Here is a 19,959-nt window from a genome sequence, read left to right as displayed (position 1 = left end):
GTCGTAACCTTATGCCCGGTTAAAGGAGAGGGTTATGACGAATATCACCTTACAGAAACAACATCGTACACTGTGGCATTTTATTCCGGGGTTAGCCCTGAGTGCAGTTATCACCGGGGTCGCCCTGTGGGGTGGTTCCATTCCCGCGGTTGCGGGTGCCGGGTTTAGTGCCCTCACCCTCGCAATCTTGTTGGGGATGGTTTTAGGCAACACCATCTATCCGCACATCTGGAAAAGCTGTGACGGTGGTGTGCTGTTTGCCAAGCAATATTTATTACGTCTGGGTATCATTCTTTATGGCTTCCGTCTGACGTTCTCGCAAATTGCCGATGTCGGTATCAGTGGGATCATCATTGACGTGCTGACGCTGTCCAGTACCTTCCTGCTGGCTTGCTTCCTGGGGCAGAAAGTGTTTGGTCTGGATAAGCACACCAGCTGGTTGATCGGTGCCGGTAGCAGTATCTGTGGTGCTGCCGCGGTACTGGCGACTGAGCCGGTAGTGAAAGCGGAAGCCAGTAAAGTAACCGTGGCTGTTGCAACCGTTGTTATCTTCGGGACCGTCGCGATTTTCCTCTACCCGGCGATATATCCGCTGATGTCTCAATGGTTTAGTCCGGAAACTTTCGGTATCTACATTGGTTCTACTGTGCACGAAGTGGCGCAGGTGGTGGCGGCAGGTCATGCCATCAGCCCGGATGCGGAAAACGCAGCAGTTATTTCCAAAATGCTGCGCGTGATGATGCTGGCTCCGTTCCTCATCCTGCTGGCGGCGCGTGTTAAACAGCTGTCTGGGGCGAACAGCGGCGAGAAAAGCAAAATCACTATTCCGTGGTTTGCCATATTGTTCATCGTCGTTGCCATCTTTAACTCGTTCCACCTGTTACCGCAGAGCGTGGTGAACATGCTGGTAACGCTGGATACCTTCCTGCTGGCAATGGCGATGGCGGCGCTGGGTCTGACCACTCACGTCAGCGCGCTGAAAAAAGCCGGGGCGAAACCTCTGCTGATGGCACTGGTACTGTTTGCCTGGCTGATTGTTGGTGGTGGTGCGATTAACTATGTGATTCAAAGCGTCATCGCATAAACCACTACATCTTGCTCCTGTTAACCCGCTATCATTACCGTTTTCCTCCAGCGGGTTTAACAGGAGTCCTCGCATGAAATACATTGGAGCGCACGTTAGTGCTGCTGGCGGTCTGGCAAATGCCGCAATTCGCGCCGCCGAAATCGACGCAACCGCGTTTGCCTTGTTCACCAAAAACCAACGTCAGTGGCGTGCCGCACCGCTCACGACGCAAACCATCGATGAATTCAAAGCGGCCTGTGAAAAATATCACTACACATCGGCGCAAATTCTTCCCCACGACAGCTATCTGATTAACCTCGGACATCCGGTCACTGAAGCTCTGGAAAAATCGCGCGATGCCTTTATAGATGAAATGCAGCGTTGCGAACAACTGGGGCTTTCTTTGCTCAACTTCCACCCTGGCAGCCATCTGATGCAGATTTCAGAAGAGGATTGCCTTGCGCGTATTGCCGAATCCATCAACATTGCGCTGGATAAAACTCAAGGTGTAACAGCGGTGATTGAAAACACCGCCGGTCAGGGCAGTAACTTAGGGTTTAAATTCGAACATCTCGCGGCGATTATCGACGGCGTGGAAGATAAATCCCGTGTCGGCGTCTGCATTGATACCTGCCATGCTTTCGCTGCCGGGTATGATTTGCGTACTCCAGCCGAATGCGAGAAAACGTTCGCGGATTTTGCCCGTATTGTTGGCTTTAAGTATCTGCGCGGGATGCACCTTAACGATGCGAAAAGCACCTTTGGCAGCCGCGTTGACCGCCATCATAGCCTCGGTGAAGGCAATATCGGTCATGATGCGTTCCGCTGGATCATGCAGGACGACCGTTTCGACGGCATTCCGCTGATCCTTGAAACCATCAACCCGGATATCTGGGCAGAAGAGATCGCCTGGCTGAAAGCGCAACAAACTGAAAAAGCGGTGGCCTGATCGATGAACGACAGGGAAAAGCAGATTCTTAAAATTTTACGGCGTAACCCGCTGATTCAACAGAATGAAATCGCCGATATTCTGCAAATCAGCCGCTCACGTGTTGCCGCTCATATTATGGATTTGATGCGCAAGGGTTTGATTAAAGGCAAAGGATATATCCTTACCGAGCAGGATTACTGTGTGGTTGTGGGTGCAATCAATATGGATATTCGCGGAATGGCGGATATCCGTTACCCGCAAGCAGCCTCTCATCCAGGTTCTGTTCACTGTTCCGCAGGCGGCGTCGGACGTAATATCGCGCATAACCTGGCTCTGCTTGGTCGGGATGTGCATTTAATATCAGCTATTGGCAACGATTTTTACGGCGAGACATTACTGGAAGAAACGCGCCGCGCGGGCGTGAACGTTTCAAACTGCATTCGTCTGCATGGACACAGCACTGCAACTTATCTCGCTATCGCTAATAAGCAGGAAGAAACTATCCTGGCAATCAATGACACACATATTCTGCAACAGCTAACGCCTCAACTGCTCAATACTTCACGGGACTTGATTCGCCATGCTGGTGTGGTGCTGGCTGATTGTAATCTCACACCTGAAGCCCTGGAGTGGGTCTTTACCATTGCTGATGAAATTCCGATGTTTGTCGATACCGTTTCCGAATTTAAAGCGAACAAAGTAAAAAACTGGTACAGCCGGATCCACACTCTGAAACCAACACAAAATGAACTGGAAATTTTGTGGGGGCAACCGATTAAAGACGACAACGATCGCATCAGAGCTGTAAATTCGCTGCATCAACAAGGTGTTAAACGCATTTTTGTTTATCTGAAAGATGAATCTGTATTTTGCAGCGATAAGGATGGAGAACAATTTTTGCTGACCGCGCCAGCGCATACGACAGTAGACAGTTTTGGTGCTGACGATGGTTTTATGGCGGGCCTGGTATATAGCTTTCTTGAAGGATACAGTTTCCGCGACAGCGCCCGTTTTGCGGTAGCCTGCGCGGCAATTTCGCGCGCCAGCGGCAGCTTAAACAACCCTACCCTGTCTGCCGATAACGCGCTTTCATTAGTGCCAATGGTGTAACAATGTTGCCGGATTCGACGCTTGACCGCATCTTATCCGGCTCATAAATTGCGCACTACGCTAAACCAATAAAGAATCCTGCAATAGTAGCACTCATCAGGTTAGAAAGTGTCGCCGCCGCCAGCGCGCGTAAACCAAGTTGGGCGATTTCCGGCGCACGGTGTGGCGCAACCGCAGAAAACGCCCCCACCACCACCCCGATAGAACCAAAGTTAGCGAAACCGCACAACGCGAAAGAAATAATCGCCACGGTTTTAGCATCCAGAGTGCCACCCGTTTGCAGATATGGCGAGAAATTGAGATAAGCGACAAATTCATTGATCGCCAGCTTCTGCCCAATCAAACTCCCGGCAAGATTTGCATCACTCCAGTCAACCCCCATCACCCACGCCAATGGGGCCAACAGGTAACCTAAAATGGACTCCAGCGAGGCATGTGCAAAACCAAACCAGCCGCCAACGCCGCCGATAATACCATTAATTAACGCAATGATGGCGACAAATGCCATAACAACTGTCGCTACACCGGCGGCGATTTTCAGCCCGGTCATTGCCCCTGTCGCAGCGGCTTCAATAATGCTTTTTGGCGGTGTTTCGGTGAAAGAGAGGTTATTAAAGGAAACCTGCGAAGATTCCGTAGCCGGGCTTAACAGGCGGGCAAACAAGATCCCGCCTGGGATCGCCATTAACGATGCCGCCAGCAAATATTCCACAGGTACGCCCAGGGCGGCGTAACCAATCATTGTCGAACCAGCAATCGAGGCCATGCCACTACAAATCGCTGTAAATAATTCATTGCGATTCAGACGATCGATAAAGGGTTTGACGATCGCCGGAATTTCGTTTTGCCCGAGGAAAATGGTGGTGACCGCGACGAATGACTCAATCTTGCTGATATTTAATGCTTTCTGGAATATACCGCCGAGAATGCGAATTAAAATCCCCATCACACCGATGTAGTAGAGAATACTCACCAGTGCAGTGACGAAGATAATTGCCGGTAATACCCTGAAACCAAAGATAAATCCTGCGCCATCAAACAGCGTGTCCATTTTCGGCCCGACCAGCGAACCGAAGATAAATGCGCTACCCGCGTCGCTGTACGCCATCACTTTATGCACGCCAAAAGCGACTTTTTCAGCGACCCAACGCCCTGGCGGTAACCAAAGCATAATCCCGCCAATCACAACCTGTAACACTAACGCCGCGCCAACGGTACGCAGGCTGATCTTCTTCTTGTTTACTGACAGCAAAAATGCAATTGCCAGCAATACCACCATTCCCAGAACACTTCTCATGACATCCATAGTGATTATCTCTTCATGTCATATTGGGCGACGGCTTTCTGCCCATCAGAAATAGCCGGGCCTGCATCTTGCGCTATCGGCCCGGCTTGTTATCAACGCTTAATGGGTTTTGATGTAGCCGCGCACGCACTCTTCGACTAAGCCCCAGAACCAGTCGGTATCAATAGTGATGCCGACTTTGGTATTGGCGGGCTTGCCAAGAACGCCCAGCTCGTCGCAGACGGTGCGCCCATAGCAAGGGCCACTGTTGACGTCCACTTCGACGTACATCTCCTGGGTTTTAATGCCATCAGGGTTAATCAGATAACCGATGCAGGTGGCGTCGTGCACCGGGCCGCCAGCCAGGCCGTAGTTTTCGAACTGCGTTTTGAGAGTGAAGTTCATGATGTCGCTGAACAGCTCTCCGGCAGGGCCGCCTGCCCTTTCCATCCGAGCAATCACGTCCGGGGTGCAAACGGTCTGGTTGGTGAGATCGAGGCCCATCATCACTAATGGAACGCCAGAGGTGAACACCACGCGGGCTGCTTCCGGGTCAGCAAAGATGTTGAACTCGGCAGATGGCGTGAAGTTGCCTGTACCGTAAGCGCCGCCCATTAGCACAATTTCACGGATTTTGGGCAGGATCGCGGGTTGCATACGCATTGCCACCGCGATATTTGAAAGCGGACCAACCGGCACCAGAGTGATATCGCCATCGCTTGCCATCAGGGTATCAATGATGTATTTCACCGCGTGGGTACTTTCTGCCTGGCGGGTCAGCGGCTCGAATACCGGGCCATCCAGTCCGGTTTCACCGTGAATATTATCGGCAACGATTTGTTGACGCATAATGGGTTGCGGCATCCCCGCATAAACCGGAACATTAATCTCCAGTTTCTGGCAAACATTCAGGCCATTAATTAATGTTTTATCAAGCGTCTGATTACCCGCTACAATAGTGATGCCTAATAAATCTATTGCCGGATGTTTCGCTGCCATCATCATTGCAATAGCATCATCATGACCCGGATCACAATCCAGAATAATTTTTCTCTTTTCCATTGTTTATTTCCTCTGTTTCCAGTTGCGTTATTTTTTCTACAGCAAAGAAAATTCGACCGGGCCGATGATTGAATCTTACCAACCGCGTACGTATGCTAAATATGAGAAATCTCATAGCGGATAAACATCGTGAAAGAAATCCACAATAATGATCTTAAGCAGCAATTGATGAGTGAATCCGCGTTTAAGGATTGCTTTTTAACGGATGTTTCAGCCGATACGCGGCTGTTTCATTTTTTAGCGCGTGACTACATTGTGCAGGAAGGGCAACAGCCGTCCTGGCTGTTTTACCTGACGCGAGGCCGCGCCAGGCTTTACGCCACGCTAGCTAATGGTCGCGTGTCGCTGATCGATTTCTTTGCCGCCCCCTGTTTTATTGGCGAGATTGAGTTAATCGACAAAGACCATGAACCGCGTGCGGTGCAGGCTATTGAAGAGTGTTGGTGCCTTGCGCTCCCTATGAAACATTACCGCCCGCGGTTATTAAACGACACGCTATTTTTACGAAAACTCTGCGTCACCTTAAGTCATAAAAATTATCGTAATATTGTTTCTTTAACTCAGAATCAATCATTTCCGTTAGTGAATCGCCTGGCAGCATTTATATTACTCTCGCAGGAAGGTGATCTTTATCACGAAAAGCATACGCAAGCGGCAGAGTATTTAGGCGTTTCTTATCGACATCTTTTATATGTTCTCGCGCAATTCATTCACGACGGTTTATTAACTAAAAGCAAGAAAGGGTATCTCATTAAAAACAGAAAGCAGTTGTCAGGACTGGCGCTGGAGATGGACCCGGAGAATAAATTCTCCGGGATGATGCAGTAAAAATTATTTGCAATAGCGCGATTGCCGGATGCAACGCTTAATACGTTTTATCCGGTCTACAAATCGAGCATTACGCCAGACCAATAAAGAACCCGGCAATAGTCGCACTCATCAGGTTGGAAAGCGTTGCTGCTGCCAGCGCCCGTAAACCAAGCTGGGCGATTTCTGGAGCACGTTTTGGCGAAATAGCCGAAAATGCGCCAACGACAACACCGATAGAACCAAAGTTTGCAAACCCACAGAGGGCGAACGAGATAATGGCAATGGTCTTGACATCCAGCGTGCCGCTCGTTTGCAGATAGGGCGAGAAATTGAGATAAGCAACAAACTCATTAATCGCCAGTTTCTGCCCAATCAAACTTCCGGCAAGATTTGCATCACTCCAGTCCACCCCCATAATCCATGCCAACGGGGCCAGCACATAGCCGAAAATGCTTTCCAGAGAGACATTGGCAAAACCAAACCAGCCGCCAACTCCACCAATAATGCCGTTGATCAGCGCAATAATTGCCACAAATGCCATTACCACCGTCGCCACACCGGCGGCGATTTTCAGCCCGGTCATTGCACCGTTCGCCGCAGCTTCAATAATGCTTTTTGGCGGTGTTTCGCTAAACGACAGATTTTCAAACGTAACTTGCGAAGGTTCCGTCGCCGGACTAAGAATACGTGCAAACAGGATACCGCCAGGAATAGCCATCAGCGAAGCGGCTAACAAATAGTCAATCGGCACGCCCATTCCGGCATAGCCAATCATCATCGAACCCGCAATAGACGCCATGCCGCTACAAATAGCCGTAAATAGCTCGTTGCGATTCATGCGATCAATAAAAGGTTTAACGATCGCCGGGATCTCATTTTCCCGAGGAAAATAGTGGTGACTGCGACAAAAGATTCGATTTTGCTGATGTTGAGGGCTTTCTGAAAAATACTGCCAAGAATACGAATCAGCAGCCCCATTACGCCAATGTAGTACAGCAAGCTGATAAGCGCGGTAACGAAAATAATCGCCGGGAGTACGCGAAAGGCGAAGATAAAGCCCGCACCGTCAAACAGAACATCCATTTTGGGACCGACCAGCGAACCAAAAATAAAGGCACTTCCTGCGTCACTGTAGGACATCACTTTATGGACGCCTAATGCCGCCTGCTCTACTGCCCATTTTCCCGGGGGAAAATAGAGCATGATGCCACCAATGGCAATTTGCAGCAGCAGCGCAGCGCCAACCGTGCGCAAGCTGATGCTCTTTTTATTTACCGACAACACAAAGGCAATTGCCAGCAATACCACCATCCCCACAACACTTCTCATTATATCCATAATGATTTTCCCTTCATGCCAGTAAACCCGGCGTCAGCGCCAGGTTTTGGTATGTTTGATGAGTACGGGCGACGGCTTTCTGCCCGCCAGAAATTAACCCACGAGACGCTGATATTCTTTGGCAATTTCGCTCGCCAGAATGGCGTTATTAAAGACCAGTTGAATATTGGATTTCAGGCTATCACCGCCTGTTAGCTCAGCAACGCGCGCCAGCAGGAACGGTGTACTTTCTTTACCAATAACGCCCTGCTCTTCGGCTTCGGCGACGGCTTGATCTATGGCTGCATTGATAGATTCCTCCGGCATCGCAAACTGTTCCGGGATCGGGTTCGCTACCACGAGGCCACCGTTCAGCCCGCTTTGCCATTTCACCGCCATTGCACGGGCAATTTCACTGGCGCTGTCGAGACGAATGCTGACGTCAAACGAGCTGGTACGGCAGAAAAACGCAGGCAGCGCTTTAGTCTGATAGCCAATTAACGGCACACCGAAGGTTTCTAAATACTCAGTGGTTAATCCTAAATCGAGAATAGATTTCGCCCCGGCACAAACAACGGTGACATTAGTATTTGCCAGTTCTTGCAAATCGGCAGAAATATCGAAGGTATGTTCCGCCCCGCGATGCACACCACCAATTCCCCCGGTGGCAAATACTTTAATTCCGGCAAGCGCCGCAATAATCATCGTTGAAGCCACAGTGGTTGCGCCATTTTTTCCGGCGGCAACAACAAAAGGTAAATCGCGACGACTAACTTTGGTCACGTTATGCCCTTCACGACCCAGTAATTCAATTTCTTCTTTGCTTAAACCCACTTTCATCACGCCGCCAATAATGGCGATAGTGGCAGGTACTGCGCCCTGTTTACGAATAGTTTCTTCTACTTCAATTGCGGTCTGGGCATTTTGTGGGAACGGCATCCCGTGAGAAATAATGGTCGATTCCAGCGCCACAACCGGTTTTTTGTTTTTTAAAGCGTCCTGCACTTCCGGGGAAATTTGTAATAATTCAGGGGAAATTTTTAATTCAGACATTCTGCGTTCTCCACTAACGATATAACGTTGGCAATCGATAAATCGGGGTTATTGGTGTATTCACAGGAGAGCGCCATTGACGAACATCCCTGTGCGAAACGAACAGATTCGGCAAACGGCATTCCGTCTACCCAACACGAAGCAAGTCCCGCCATCATGGCATCGCCCGCTCCGGTAACATTAATAACATTGGTTTTGATCGGCGCAGACCAGCCATTTTCACCGCTGATATCGCTGTAATAAACGCCATCGCCGCCCATGCTCAATACCAGTCGGTTCAGGCCATGTTGATGGAACCAGGCAGCAACTTTTGCCACATCGTCACGCCCTGACAGCGCAATCCCACTCAGGGTTTCCGCTTCAAGGCGGTTTGGCTTGAGAGTGTGGATCTGATTTAGACGGTCGCGCACTTTGACACATTTCCACGCTGAAACCGGATCGACAAATACGGGTACGTTGGCGGCATTATCCAGAATCCATGCCAGTGCCTCTTCACTGATATTACAGTCTGCGACAATGACCTTTGCCCTCTGAATAAATTCACGGTGCTGTGCGAGATATTCAGCTGTAATAGCGTTGCTAATATTCATGTCATTTATAGCAACCAGCATTTCACCGGTATTATCGAGTAATGATAAATAACTAGACGTATTTTCTCCCGGCACAATCAGGCATTTATCGACATAAATGCCAGATTGATTGGTTTGCGTTAGCAGCGATTGACCATAAAAATCACTGCCTACTGCGCTCAGTAGCCAGGCTTTGTTACCCAGCAACGCCAGGTTTTGTGCAATATTGCGCCCTACTCCACCAGGCGTAAATTTTATTTTACCTGGATTTGAATCCGCATAATTTAATGATTCATGTGAATATCCGGCGACATCAATATTCGCCGAACCTATAATTACGACATAATCCTTTTCGCGCATAGCACGTCCTCTGGTAAAAAATTACCAACCCTGTCAATCCACAAGAATATAGATACTGCAAAGACGGTTTAAACATGTGTTCATATTTAAACATGTGCTCATAGTATGCATGTTTTACGTAAAGTAAATTACCGCCAGAGAGGCAAAATGGGCAGATTTGAGCAGGCTCACAAAATGCGATTAAATGCCTGAATTACAAAAGCGAGGAATTTGTGACGGGATGCACAGAACAGGAACACTAAAAAAGGGCAGAAAATAATCTGCCCTTGAGGAAATAACCTTAGTGTTTGATGAACGTTTCAGGTTTCTACTGAAAGATAAAACCATTTAAATTCATAAAATTACATTTACAAACCGGTCATTCCCTTTGCGCTCATCCAATGATACAGGGCAGGAAATTTCTGCCCTGTAACACACCTTTTATTACGCTGCTTTCGCTACTGCGTCCACTTCCGGACGTTTCAGGAAGGCATAGGCCAAACCCGCCACCAGCGTACCGGCAATAATTGCTACCAGGTAACCCAATACCGGCGTAATAGCGCCAGGGATCAGCAGAACAAACAGACCACCGTGCGGTGCCATCAGTTTCGCACCAATCGCCATTGAGATTGCGCCAGTCAGCGCCCCACCCACGATACAGCACGGCAGCACACGCATCGGATCACGAGCAGCAAACGGAATTGCACCTTCCGAAATAAAGCACAGTCCCAGTACCAGAGCGGCTTTGCCACCTTCCTGCTGCGCTTTGTCGAATTTGCGACGCGCCACCATTGTTGCCAGGCCCATTGCCAGCGGTGGCACCATACCTGCCGCCATAATCGCCGCCATCGGGCCATAGGTTTGAGTACTCAGCAGACCCACACCGAATGCGTACGCTGCTTTATTTACCGGACCGCCCATGTCAGTACACATCATGCCACCGAGGATCGCCCCCAGCAGAACCGCATTCGCAGTCCCCATGGTCTGCAGCCAGTGAGTCAACCCTTCGAGAATGCCAGCAACCGGTTTACCGATCAGGTAGATCATCGCCAGACCGACCACCAGACTGGAAATTAGCGGAATGATCAGGATCGGTTTCAGAGCCTCCATACTCTGTGGCAGTTTCAATTGCGTACTGATTAACTTCGCAATGTAACCAGCCAGGAAGCCCGCAATAATACCACCAATGAAGCCAGAACCGGTGCTGACCGCCAGCATACCGCCAATCAGACCCGGCGTGAGGCCCGGACGATCGGCAATGGAAAAGGCAATATAACCTGCCAGTACCGGCACCATCAGCGCAAAGGCTGAACCACCACCAATCTGCATCAGCGCCGCTGCCAACGTACCCGGCTCTTTAAACGCTTCGATACCAAAAGCAAAAGAAAGCGCGATACACAGACCACCAGCAACGACCATCGGCAGCATGTAAGAGACGCCCGTTAGCAAGTGACGATAAGCGCCTGCACTCTCTTTCTTACCTTCAGTGGTCGCCGTTTGAGTTTTGCCCGCCGGTTCATACGGCGTTGCTTCAGCAACCGCTTTATCCAGTTCCTGCGCGGTTTTCTTCAGCGCCAGACCGGTAGAGGTACGATACATCGGTTTACCAGCAAATTTCGCCAGATCCACTTCGATATCTGCCGCCACAATCACCAGATCCGCTGCGGCTACTTCCTCGGGAGTGATTGCATTACCCGCGCCAACAGAACCACGGGTTTCAACTTTCACCCACCAGCCACGTTTTTTCGCTTCGGTTTCAATGGCTTCAGCCGCCATAAAGGTGTGTGCTACGCCAGTCGGGCAAGCAGTCACCGCAACTACGCGTTTCGGACCGCTGGCGGCAACCGGTGCTGTCGCAGTGACCGGCGCAGTGTAAGGTTTCGCATGGCCTTTGGCTTCACTCAGGAACAGCTCAGGGTGCGCAACTGCCCGGGAAATATCACCCAGCCAGACATTTTTACCGTTCAGCGCGCTGTCATTCGGGATGGAATCACCGAGAACAATCGCCATTTCTGCGTCGTTCGGATTGTCGATGATTTCCAGTTTTGCTTTTCGCGCCGCCGCGCCCAGCAGGGTCTTCGCCATATAGGCGCGTGCCTGACCGAGATTAGCGTCAATAATCAGCAGCGTTTTCATTATGCCTCTCCTGCTGTCAGTTAAAAGGTTGTAAGTCGACGCGCGCCATCATTGCGGCCAACTGCGGACGATCGGTAATACCCACATTGCTTTGACTTACCGCCAGGGCTGCAACAGCTGTCGCCAGACGCAGTGTGTGTTCACTGGATTCACGCATCAGCAAGCCATAAATCAGGCCACCAACCATAGAATCCCCTGCGCCAACGGTGCTTACGACATCGACTGACGGTGGTTTGGCGATCCATTCGCCGGAGGCATTAACCCAAAGCGCGCCTTCGGCACCCAGTGAAATAACAACATGCGCAATACCTTGTTCACGTAGCGCATGTGCAGCTTCAATCACATCTTTCATTTCAGGCAGTTTACGGCCTGCCCAGATTTCCAACTCGCGGCGGTTAGGTTTCACCAGCCACGGTGCCGCTTTCAAACCTGCTACTAACGCTTCACGGCTACTATCAAAGATAATGCAAGGACACTGACTACGCAGGCGAGTCATCCAGTCGGTGAACGCTTCCGGGCTGACGCCTGACGGTAAGCTTCCGCTGACACAGACCATATCGAACTGACCGAGCCAGCTCAGAGAATCAGTCACAAAGCGTTCCCAGTCGGCGGGGGTGACTTCAAAACCCGAGAAGTTGAAGTCGGTCACTTCGCCGTCTTTTTCCGTCAGCTTAACGTTAATTCGGGTGCGCCCCTGTACAACCTGGAAACGGTTGGCAATGCCCAGCTCGCTGAACAGTTGCTGAAAACCATCCTGATTGTCTTTACCCAGGAAGCCGCCAACGGTGACATCAATTCCCAGGTCTTTTAATACTTTGGCCACGTTGATGCCTTTACCCGCCGCATGCAGACCGGTGGTTTTCACCAGGTTCACTTCGCCGCGTTCAATTTCCGGGCAGAAACCAACAAGGTCATAAGCCGGATTAAGGGTGATAGTAGCAACACGTCTGCTCATTATGCGCCCTCCCCAAGACCAGCAGCGATAGCGTCGCCGATTGCTTTCAGCGCCTGTTCAGCATCTGCACCCTGGGCGGTAAAGCGTAGGCGATGACCTTTCTTAACGCCAAGTGCCACAACTTTCATCAGACTACGTCCGTTTGCCGGTTTGCCGGTACCATCAAGGTTTGTCACGGTAATATCACTGTTAAATTGTTTAATGGTATTGACCAGCATGGTACCTGGACGAGCATGCAGGCCGTGTTCATTGCGCACCACAAACTCCGCGCTTAACACGTCGTCGGTCGGCGCATCATCGCTGGTCAGCAGCGCCAGCAACGTTGCCGCATCCGCTTTCAGCAAGCGGTCAGCTTTATTGTCGAGCAATAAATCAGCGAGACGCTTAAGAACCGCGATGGGCTGATCGTCATTCATCGCCACACTCACCAGCATGGCTGCCGTTTCGCCGTCCACATCAAAAGCATTTGCCGCACGGCTTACCGCAATCGCGCTACGCAGATTGCCTTCGGCGCTATCGCTCAGCCAGATACCCTGTCCGAGATTCAGCGGTTGTTCATTGATGGCTTTGGTGACGAAAGTGGCGTCAACTGCCCCCGCCTCTTTCAGACGCGCAGCGTTCAGCGCCTGAAGAGTCAGCAGATCGCTGGCGACGATATCCAGCGTCAGCATTTCGTTGTCGAGCTTCAGCTGCTCACTCTGCTTTTCGCCCATCAGTAATGCGCGAAGTTCTTCTGCTGTTGTTGCTGACTTCAGTTGTTCAGCAACGGAATCATCGCTCAGTACGTGGGTCAGCTGGCGTAGCAGGCCCAGATGTTCATCCGAGCTGGCAGCAATACCGATTGCCACGTACGCTACCTGACCGTCACCCCAGGTGACGCCTTCCGGGAACTGAAATACCTGAACGCCGGTTTTCAGCACCTGATCGCGGGTGTCGGTAGTGCCGTGTGGAATAGCAATACCATTGCCGAGGAACGTTGAGGTTTGCTGTTCGCGCGCCAGCATGCCATTGACGTAGCCTTCTGCTACATTACCGGCCTGCACCAGCGCCGCAGCGACCTGGCGAATCGCCTCTTCTTTGTCTCCGGCCTTTTCGCCCGGATGGATGTCCTGTACGGATAACTGGAACATAGTTCTCCTCTCTTGCTGAATTGAAACGATTCAGCCTCTATGAGAAAAAAAGCGCCAACCTGGCTTAGGGTTAAAGACAAGATCGCGCTGAAACGTTTCAAGAAAGCATAATACTTCTGTTTCAGCACGCAAGGAAAGCCGTAAAGTTATGAGCAAAAGTTTGATGTGCTGCACAATTTTTTGCCATTTTTCCTAATTGCTGATGGGAAAATCCGTTATCAGCAATTTCATTTCAGCAGCGTCAGCAGCCAATCAGCAACAGTGAAATGGCATTTTGATTATTCGTGGCGCTTTTGATTTCGCTGTCTGTTTATTTTCTGACAAGCAGCGTAAACTCCGCGTCTTCCTCTTCCAGTGATCGACCAGCATGCATAACTCCCCCGCAGTCTCCAGCGCGAAATCGTTTGACCTGACCTCGACGGCGTTTTTAATCGTTGCCTTTCTCACCGGTATTGCGGGCGCTCTGCAAACCCCGACACTCAGTATTTTTCTTACCGATGAAGTACATGCCCGTCCGGCGATGGTGGGATTCTTCTTTACCGGCAGCGCTGTCATTGGGATTCTGGTAAGTCAGTTTCTCGCCGGGCGCTCTGATAAGCGCGGCGATCGCAAATCGCTGATTGTCTTTTGCTGCCTGTTAGGCGTGCTGGCCTGCACCCTTTTTGCCTGGAATCGCAACTACTTTGTTTTGCTATTCGTTGGCGTCTTTCTTAGCAGCTTTGGCTCGACCGCTAACCCGCAAATGTTTGCCCTTGCCCGTGAACATGCCGACAAAACCGGACGTGAGGCGGTGATGTTCAGCTCTTTTTTACGCGCTCAGGTTTCACTGGCATGGGTCATTGGCCCACCGCTGGCTTATGCGTTAGCGATGGGTTTCAGCTTTACGGTAATGTATCTGAGCGCAGCGGTAGCGTTTATTGTTTGCGGCGTGATGGTGTGGCTGTTTTTACCGTCGATGCAAAAAGAGCTTCCGCTGGCGACCGGCACGGTTGAAGCGCCGCGCCGTAACCGTCGCGATACGCTACTGCTGTTTGTCATTTGTACATTGATGTGGGGCTCGAACAGCCTGTACATCATCAACATGCCGCTATTAATTATCAACGAACTGCATCTTCCCGAGAAACTGGCCGGTGTGATGATGGGGACCGCCGCCGGGCTGGAAATCCCGACGATGTTGATTGCCGGATATTTCGCCAAACGTCTGGGTAAGCGTTTCTTAATGCGCGTTGCTGCCGTGGGTGGCGTCTGTTTTTACGCAGGAATGCTGATGGCGCATTCACCTGTCATTCTGTTGGGCTTGCAGCTGCTAAATGCTATTTTTATTGGCATTCTGGGCGGCATCGGGATGCTCTATTTTCAGGATCTGATGCCCGGTCAGGCGGGTTCAGCCACCACGCTCTATACCAACACGTCGCGCGTGGGCTGGATCATCGCAGGATCAGTGGCGGGCATCGTCGCCGAGATCTGGAATTATCACGCTGTGTTCTGGTTTGCGATGGTGATGATTATCGCCACTCTGTTTTGCTTACTGCGGATTAAAGATGTTTAAGGCGCGGTCAGCATTTCCAGATCGATAAGCCAGGTCATGGCCTGCTGACGCGAGTTACCGCACATTTCAGCGCTGGCTTGTAAGCCTGCACAGACTTTCGGTCGCAGTGGCGAGGTGAAAATTTTACAGCGTTGCTGTTCATCAAGCTGAATGCAGGGCGTATTGGCGGGCTTGCCATCTGGCATACCGGGAATAGGGCTGGAAATTGAAGGGGCAGTGCAACACGCCCCGCAACCCGGACGGCATTTCATACGTTGTTCTCTTAAGGTTAACCACCGGATTGATGAGCGCGCACAGTACCACCTTTTTTGCACCAGCAAAAGTGCGAATACCACTTGCCCGAAAGGCCCGTCGCGAGTACTTTGTCGCGATATTTTTGACATTTTCGACTACAGGAATTTTTCGATGCCAAGAGCGAACGAAATTAAAAAAGGTATGGTACTGAATTACAACGGCAAACTGCTGCTGGTTAAGGATATTGATATTCAGTCGCCCACTGCCCGCGGTGCCGCTACGCTGTACAAAATGCGTTTTTCTGATGTCCGTACCGGGCTGAAAGTAGAAGAGCGTTTCAAAGGTGATGATATCGTTGACACCGTGACGCTGACCCGCCGTTACGTTGACTTCTCCTATGTCGATGGCAACGAATATGTCTTTATGGATAAAGAAGACTATACCCCGTATACCTTCACCAAAGATCAGATTGAAGAAGAGTTGCTGTTTATGCCAGAGGGCGGCATGCCGGACATGCAGGTGCTGACCTGGGACGGTCAACTGCTGGCGCTTGAGCTGCCGCAGACCGTTGATCTGGAAATCGTTGAAACCGCACCAGGCATCAAAGGGGCATCTGCCAGCGCCCGTAACAAACCGGCGACATTGAGCACTGGTCTGGTGATTCAGGTACCAGAATACTTAAGCCCGGGCGAAAAAATTCGTATCCATATCGAAGAACGCCGTTATATGGGGCGTGCTGACTAACTTCAGCCGCATGCAGAAAAGGGATAGCTCAGGCTGTCCCTTTTTTAATTTATTATACCAATCTTCTATTTTGCGCTTCCTGAACACCTTACGCCCTCAATTTTCACTCGTTGATTGATCGCCCTCACACTTCATCGCATTAACAATCCAGACCAATTTCAATTGCTGTCATATAACTTTACACTGTCATTGTTAATTTATCGTTACTAAGACGTGACTCCTATGAAGACAATTTCCTCCGTTACGCTCCCGCATCATGTACACGCTCCACGCTACGATCGCCAGCAGTTGCAATCACGTATCGTTCATTTTGGCTTTGGCGCCTTTCACCGCGCTCATCAGGCGTTACTGACCGATCGTGTGCTGAATGCCCAGGGCGGCGACTGGGGGATCTGTGAAATCAGCTTGTTCAGCGGTGATCAACTGATGAGCCAGCTCCGCGCACAGAACCATTTATATACCGTGCTGGAAAAAGGTGCGGACGGCAATCAGGTGATAATTGTCGGTGCCGTTCACGAATGCCTTAATGCAAAACTGGATTCCTTAGCGGCAATTATTGAGAAATTTTGCGAGCCACAGGTGGCAATTGTTTCCCTGACGATTACCGAAAAAGGCTATTGTATTGACCCGGCCACCGGTGCACTCGACACCAGTAATCCGCGGATTATTCACGATCTACAAACCCCTGAAGAACCTCACTCCGCACCGGGTATTCTCGTCGAAGCACTGAAACGCCGCCGTGAGCGCGGCCTTACACCGTTTACCGTGCTCTCCTGCGACAATATTCCCGACAATGGCCATGTGGTGAAAAACGCGGTGCTGGGAATGGCAGAAAAACGTTCGCCAGAACTCGCCGGGTGGATAAAAGAACACGTCAGTTTTCCGGGAACCATGGTCGACCGCATTGTTCCGGCTGCAACCGACGAATCACTGGTGGAAATCAGCCAGCATCTGGGGGTGAATGATCCCTGCGCGATTAGCTGCGAACCGTTTATCCAGTGGGTGGTGGAAGATAACTTCGTCGCTGGGCGTCCTGCCTGGGAAGTCGCAGGTGTACAAATGGTGAATGATGTCCTGCCATGGGAAGAGATGAAACTGCGGATGCTTAATGGCAGCCACTCTTTTCTCGCTTATCTGGGTTACCTCTCAGGATTCGCCCATATCAGTGATTGCATGCAGGATCGCGCATTTCGCCATGCCGCCAGAACATTAATGCTGGATGAGCAAGCGCCGACACTGCAAATTAAAGATGTCGATTTAACACAATATGCGGACAAGTTAATTGCACGTTTTGCTAATCCGGCGCTGAAACATAAGACCTGGCAAATCGCAATGGATGGTAGCCAGAAATTACCGCAACGTATGCTGGCAGGTATTCGCATACATCTGGGGCGCGAAACGGACTGGTCGTTGCTGGCATTAGGCGTTGCTGGCTGGATGCGTTACGTCAGCGGCGTTGATGATGCCGGAAATGCCATTGATGTTCGCGATCCGCTTAGCGATAAAATTCGCGAACTTGTTGCGGGCAGCAGCAGTGAACAACGCGTAACCGCCCTGCTTTCCCTGCGTGAAGTTTTCGGTGATGATCTGCCAGATAACCCGCATTTTGTGCAGGCCATCGAACAAGCCTGGCAACAAATCGTACAATTCGGCGCACATCAGGCGCTATTAAACACCCTCAAAATTTAACGATTTCTGCGGTTAAAGCGGATGAAGCTCACCTTCGTCCGCTCTCCCCTTCTCTTTTCTGCCTTTTTTAGCCAGGATTAACGCTCAGTTAACTTACCAGAGTATTGCGGAGCCGTTGTGACCAGGACCAACCTCATCACCGGTTTTCTCGGCAGCGGGAAAACCACGTCGATTCTTCATCTGTTAGCCCATAAAGATCCCAACGAAAAATGGGCGGTACTGGTTAATGAATTTGGGGAAGTCGGAATTGATGGTGCTTTGCTCGCCGATAGCGGCGCATTGCTGAAAGAGATCCCCGGCGGCTGCATGTGCTGCGTTAATGGTTTACCCATGCAGGTAGGGTTGAATACCTTACTGCGTCAGGGAAAACCAGACCGCTTGTTGATAGAGCCGACCGGGCTGGGCCATCCGAAACAGATCCTCGATCTGTTAACCGCACCAGTCTATGAACCGTGGATAGATCTGCGCGCCACCTTGTGCATTCTCGATCCACGCCTGCTGCTGGACGAAAAAAGCGCTAGCAATGAAAACTTCCGTGACCAGCTGGCTGCCGCAGACATCATTGTCGCCAATAAATCCGACCGTGCGACGCCCGAAAGTGAGCAAGCGCTACAGCGTTGGTGGCAGCAAAATGGTGGCGATCGACAATTAATTCACAGTGAGCATGGGAAAGTTGACGGTCATCTTCTGGATTTGCCGCGTCGCAATTTAGCCGAGTTGCCCGCCAGCGCCGCGCATTCTCATCAGCATGTCGTGAAAAAAGGGTTAGCAGCGTTAAGCCTGCCAGAGCATCAACGCTGGCGTCGCAGTCTGAACAGCGGGCAAGGATATCAGGCCTGCGGCTGGATATTCGACGCTGATACGGTATTCGACACCATTGGCATTCTGGAATGGGCGCGACTTGCACCGGTGGAACGCGTCAAAGGCGTGCTGCGTATTCCCGAAGGGCTGGTACGAATCAACCGTCAGGGCGATGACCTGCACATTGAAACGCAAAACGTTGCGCCACCGGACAGCCGTATTGAGCTGATTTCCAGCAGCGAAGCTGACTGGAATGCTTTGCAGAGCGCGCTGTTGAAGCTTCGTTTAGAGACTACCGCGTAAGGTTGCCTGCGTTTTTCAGTAAGATAATTAGAGAAAATATGATTAAAAATTTGCCGCAAATAGTGTTGTTGAATATTGTCGGCCTCGCGCTGTTTCTTTCCTGGTATATTCCCGTTAATCATGGATTCTGGTTGCCGATTGATGCGGATATTTTTTATTTCTTTAATCAGAAACTGGTCGAAAGTAAGGCCTTTTTGTGGCTGGTTGCATTGACCAACAATCGCGCTTTCGACGGTTGTTCTCTGCTGGCGATGGGAATGTTGATGCTGAGTTTCTGGCTGAAAGAAAACGCCCCTGGCAGACGACGTATCGTGATTATGGGTCTGGTCATGCTATTAACTGCAGTGGTATTAAACCAGCTGGGTCAGGCATTAATTCCTGTAAAACGGGCCAGCCCAACATTGACTTTTACCGATATTAACCGCGTCAGCGAACTGCTCTCTGTTCCCACGAAAGATGCCTCACGAGATAGCTTTCCCGGCGATCACGGCATGATGCTGCTTATTTTTTCGGCATTCATGTGGCGTTATTTCGGCAAAGTTGCAGGCCTTATCGCCCTTATTATTTTTGTGGTTTTTGCATTTCCCAGAGTAATGATTGGCGCACACTGGTTTACTGACATCATTGTCGGTTCGATGACCGTGATATTGATCGGTTTGCCCTGGGTGTTGCTGACGCCATTAAGTGATCGATTAATCACCTTTTTTGACAAATCACTACCGGGAAAAAACAAACATTTCCAAAACAAATAACTCACAGTAATTAACATCATCAGGCTTATTTTTATAGTGAGGATAATCCTGATGATGCGCACCGTGCTTTCATCCATCGCGCGCAAAAATCATTCTCTAAGTAAATGAATGGATTGCATGCGTT

The 19,959-nt window shown here is 50.5% G+C and carries 17 protein-coding genes and 1 pseudogene; 9 read left to right on the top strand and 9 right to left on the bottom strand.

All coding sequences use genetic code 11. The annotated features are described in order from the left end of the window. Nucleotides 1–34: 34 nt before the first annotated feature. The 3 genes from E0D98_RS12565 to E0D98_RS12555 all read left to right on the top strand — a co-directional run bounded on the left by E0D98_RS12565 (nt 35) and on the right by E0D98_RS12555 (nt 3,107). Nucleotides 35–1,084: a YeiH family protein gene (locus tag E0D98_RS12565; protein WP_000182053.1), complete on the top strand. Its 1,050-nt coding sequence runs from the start codon at nt 35–37 to the stop codon at nt 1,082–1,084. A gap of 73 nt (nt 1,085–1,157) precedes the next feature. Further along, complete coding sequence (gene nfo / locus E0D98_RS12560; RefSeq protein WP_000873890.1) at nt 1,158–2,015, top strand: deoxyribonuclease IV; 858 nt, start codon at nt 1,158–1,160, stop codon at nt 2,013–2,015. A gap of 3 nt (nt 2,016–2,018) precedes the next feature. Next, the gene (locus E0D98_RS12555; RefSeq protein WP_000999819.1) at nt 2,019–3,107 is read left to right on the top strand and encodes a sugar kinase; all 1,089 of its coding nucleotides are present in this window, start codon (nt 2,019–2,021) and stop codon (nt 3,105–3,107) included. Nucleotides 3,108–3,162: 55 nt separating this feature from the next. On the opposite strand, the gene E0D98_RS12550 is transcribed toward E0D98_RS12555, so the two are convergent. Both E0D98_RS12550 and rihB read right to left on the bottom strand, forming a co-directional pair. Then, complete coding sequence (locus tag E0D98_RS12550) at nt 3,163–4,413, bottom strand: NupC/NupG family nucleoside CNT transporter (protein ID WP_000382941.1); 1,251 nt, start codon at nt 4,411–4,413, stop codon at nt 3,163–3,165. A 99-nt stretch (nt 4,414–4,512) separates the two neighbouring features. Continuing rightward, the gene (rihB, locus tag E0D98_RS12545) at nt 4,513–5,454 is read right to left on the bottom strand and encodes a ribosylpyrimidine nucleosidase (RefSeq protein WP_000415455.1); all 942 of its coding nucleotides are present in this window, start codon (nt 5,452–5,454) and stop codon (nt 4,513–4,515) included. 129 nt (nt 5,455–5,583) lie between these two features. Between rihB and E0D98_RS12540 the strand changes: the two genes are divergently transcribed. Beyond that, a complete protein-coding gene (locus E0D98_RS12540) occupies nt 5,584–6,282 on the top strand; it encodes a transcriptional regulator YeiL (protein WP_000658580.1) in 699 nt (232 codons plus the stop codon). A gap of 70 nt (nt 6,283–6,352) precedes the next feature. On the opposite strand, the pseudogene E0D98_RS12535 reads toward E0D98_RS12540, so the two are convergent. The 6 genes and pseudogenes from E0D98_RS12535 to fruB form a co-directional block, all read right to left on the bottom strand. Further along, a pseudogene (locus tag E0D98_RS12535) lies at nt 6,353–7,602 on the bottom strand (NupC/NupG family nucleoside CNT transporter). Between the two features lie 93 nt (nt 7,603–7,695). Next, nucleotides 7,696–8,634 carry a pseudouridine-5'-phosphate glycosidase gene (gene psuG, locus E0D98_RS12530; RefSeq protein WP_001292469.1) on the bottom strand — a complete coding sequence of 313 codons (939 nt, stop codon included), beginning with the start codon at nt 8,632–8,634 and terminating at the stop codon, nt 7,696–7,698. Continuing rightward, nucleotides 8,622–9,563: a pseudouridine kinase gene (locus E0D98_RS12525; RefSeq protein WP_050877063.1), complete on the bottom strand. Its 942-nt coding sequence runs from the start codon at nt 9,561–9,563 to the stop codon at nt 8,622–8,624. Before E0D98_RS12525 ends, psuG begins: the two co-directional genes overlap by 13 nt. 423 nt (nt 9,564–9,986) lie before the next feature. Then, on the bottom strand, nt 9,987–11,678 hold the full coding sequence (gene fruA / locus E0D98_RS12520) for a PTS fructose transporter subunit IIBC (protein WP_000854469.1): 1,692 nt from the start codon (nt 11,676–11,678) through the stop codon (nt 9,987–9,989). 16 nt (nt 11,679–11,694) lie between these two features. After that, nucleotides 11,695–12,633: a 1-phosphofructokinase gene (fruK, locus tag E0D98_RS12515; RefSeq protein ID WP_000091263.1), complete on the bottom strand. Its 939-nt coding sequence runs from the start codon at nt 12,631–12,633 to the stop codon at nt 11,695–11,697. Then, nucleotides 12,633–13,763 (bottom strand): fused PTS fructose transporter subunit IIA/HPr protein, encoded by a 1,131-nt coding sequence (gene fruB / locus E0D98_RS12510; RefSeq protein ID WP_000487246.1) that lies wholly within the window; start codon nt 13,761–13,763, stop codon nt 12,633–12,635. The genes fruK and fruB overlap by 1 nt, the downstream gene beginning before the upstream one ends. A 367-nt stretch (nt 13,764–14,130) precedes the next feature. On the opposite strand from fruB, the gene setB reads away from it, so the two are divergent. Then, the gene (setB, locus tag E0D98_RS12505; protein WP_050877062.1) at nt 14,131–15,312 is read left to right on the top strand and encodes a sugar efflux transporter SetB; all 1,182 of its coding nucleotides are present in this window, start codon (nt 14,131–14,133) and stop codon (nt 15,310–15,312) included. Here the strand turns inward: setB and E0D98_RS12500 are convergent. Then, entirely contained in the window at nt 15,309–15,563 is a 255-nt protein-coding gene (locus E0D98_RS12500; protein WP_001349348.1) for a YkgJ family cysteine cluster protein, read from the bottom strand. The two genes, setB and E0D98_RS12500, sit on opposite strands and share 4 nt — an antisense overlap. Nucleotides 15,564–15,717: 154 nt before the next feature. Here E0D98_RS12500 and yeiP point away from each other — a divergent pair, with 154 nt between their 5' ends. The 4 genes from yeiP (at nt 15,718) to lpxT (ending at nt 19,835) form a co-directional block, all read left to right on the top strand. Further along, the gene (yeiP, locus tag E0D98_RS12495) at nt 15,718–16,290 is read left to right on the top strand and encodes an elongation factor P-like protein YeiP (protein WP_001136827.1); all 573 of its coding nucleotides are present in this window, start codon (nt 15,718–15,720) and stop codon (nt 16,288–16,290) included. A 222-nt stretch (nt 16,291–16,512) separates the two neighbouring features. After that, on the top strand, nt 16,513–17,979 hold the full coding sequence (locus E0D98_RS12490; protein ID WP_050877061.1) for a mannitol dehydrogenase family protein: 1,467 nt from the start codon (nt 16,513–16,515) through the stop codon (nt 17,977–17,979). A gap of 117 nt (nt 17,980–18,096) precedes the next feature. Then, on the top strand, nt 18,097–19,083 hold the full coding sequence (gene yeiR / locus E0D98_RS12485) for a zinc-binding GTPase YeiR (RefSeq protein WP_050877060.1): 987 nt from the start codon (nt 18,097–18,099) through the stop codon (nt 19,081–19,083). A gap of 38 nt (nt 19,084–19,121) precedes the next feature. After that, complete coding sequence (gene lpxT, locus E0D98_RS12480) at nt 19,122–19,835, top strand: Kdo(2)-lipid A phosphotransferase (protein WP_001296828.1); 714 nt, start codon at nt 19,122–19,124, stop codon at nt 19,833–19,835. Nucleotides 19,836–19,959 lie beyond the last annotated feature (124 nt).

This window comes from Escherichia sp. KCJ4928, assembly GCF_004352695.1.
In the GTDB taxonomy this organism is placed as follows: domain Bacteria; phylum Pseudomonadota; class Gammaproteobacteria; order Enterobacterales; family Enterobacteriaceae; genus ECMA0423.
This window is presented reverse-complemented; position numbering and strand designations above follow the sequence as displayed.

What these genes read in the sequence shown, in the direction of transcription:
- fruB (WP_000487246.1), bottom strand. Translation starts at nt 13,763, where the DNA reads ATGTTCCAGTTATCCGTACAGGACATCCATCCGGGCGAAAAGGCCGGA.
- fruK (WP_000091263.1), bottom strand. Translation starts at nt 12,633, where the DNA reads ATGAGCAGACGTGTTGCTACTATCACCCTTAATCCGGCTTATGACCTT.
- psuG (WP_001292469.1), bottom strand. Translation starts at nt 8,634, where the DNA reads ATGTCTGAATTAAAAATTTCCCCTGAATTATTACAAATTTCCCCGGAA.
- nfo (WP_000873890.1), top strand. Translation starts at nt 1,158, where the DNA reads ATGAAATACATTGGAGCGCACGTTAGTGCTGCTGGCGGTCTGGCAAAT.
- lpxT (WP_001296828.1), top strand. Translation starts at nt 19,122, where the DNA reads ATGATTAAAAATTTGCCGCAAATAGTGTTGTTGAATATTGTCGGCCTC.
- E0D98_RS12525 (WP_050877063.1), bottom strand. Translation starts at nt 9,563, where the DNA reads ATGCGCGAAAAGGATTATGTCGTAATTATAGGTTCGGCGAATATTGAT.
- E0D98_RS12500 (WP_001349348.1), bottom strand. Translation starts at nt 15,563, where the DNA reads ATGAAATGCCGTCCGGGTTGCGGGGCGTGTTGCACTGCCCCTTCAATT.
- E0D98_RS12550 (WP_000382941.1), bottom strand. Translation starts at nt 4,413, where the DNA reads ATGGATGTCATGAGAAGTGTTCTGGGAATGGTGGTATTGCTGGCAATT.
- yeiP (WP_001136827.1), top strand. Translation starts at nt 15,718, where the DNA reads ATGCCAAGAGCGAACGAAATTAAAAAAGGTATGGTACTGAATTACAAC.
- E0D98_RS12555 (WP_000999819.1), top strand. Translation starts at nt 2,019, where the DNA reads ATGAACGACAGGGAAAAGCAGATTCTTAAAATTTTACGGCGTAACCCG.
- E0D98_RS12490 (WP_050877061.1), top strand. Translation starts at nt 16,513, where the DNA reads ATGAAGACAATTTCCTCCGTTACGCTCCCGCATCATGTACACGCTCCA.
- E0D98_RS12565 (WP_000182053.1), top strand. Translation starts at nt 35, where the DNA reads ATGACGAATATCACCTTACAGAAACAACATCGTACACTGTGGCATTTT.
- fruA (WP_000854469.1), bottom strand. Translation starts at nt 11,678, where the DNA reads ATGAAAACGCTGCTGATTATTGACGCTAATCTCGGTCAGGCACGCGCC.
- rihB (WP_000415455.1), bottom strand. Translation starts at nt 5,454, where the DNA reads ATGGAAAAGAGAAAAATTATTCTGGATTGTGATCCGGGTCATGATGAT.
- setB (WP_050877062.1), top strand. Translation starts at nt 14,131, where the DNA reads ATGCATAACTCCCCCGCAGTCTCCAGCGCGAAATCGTTTGACCTGACC.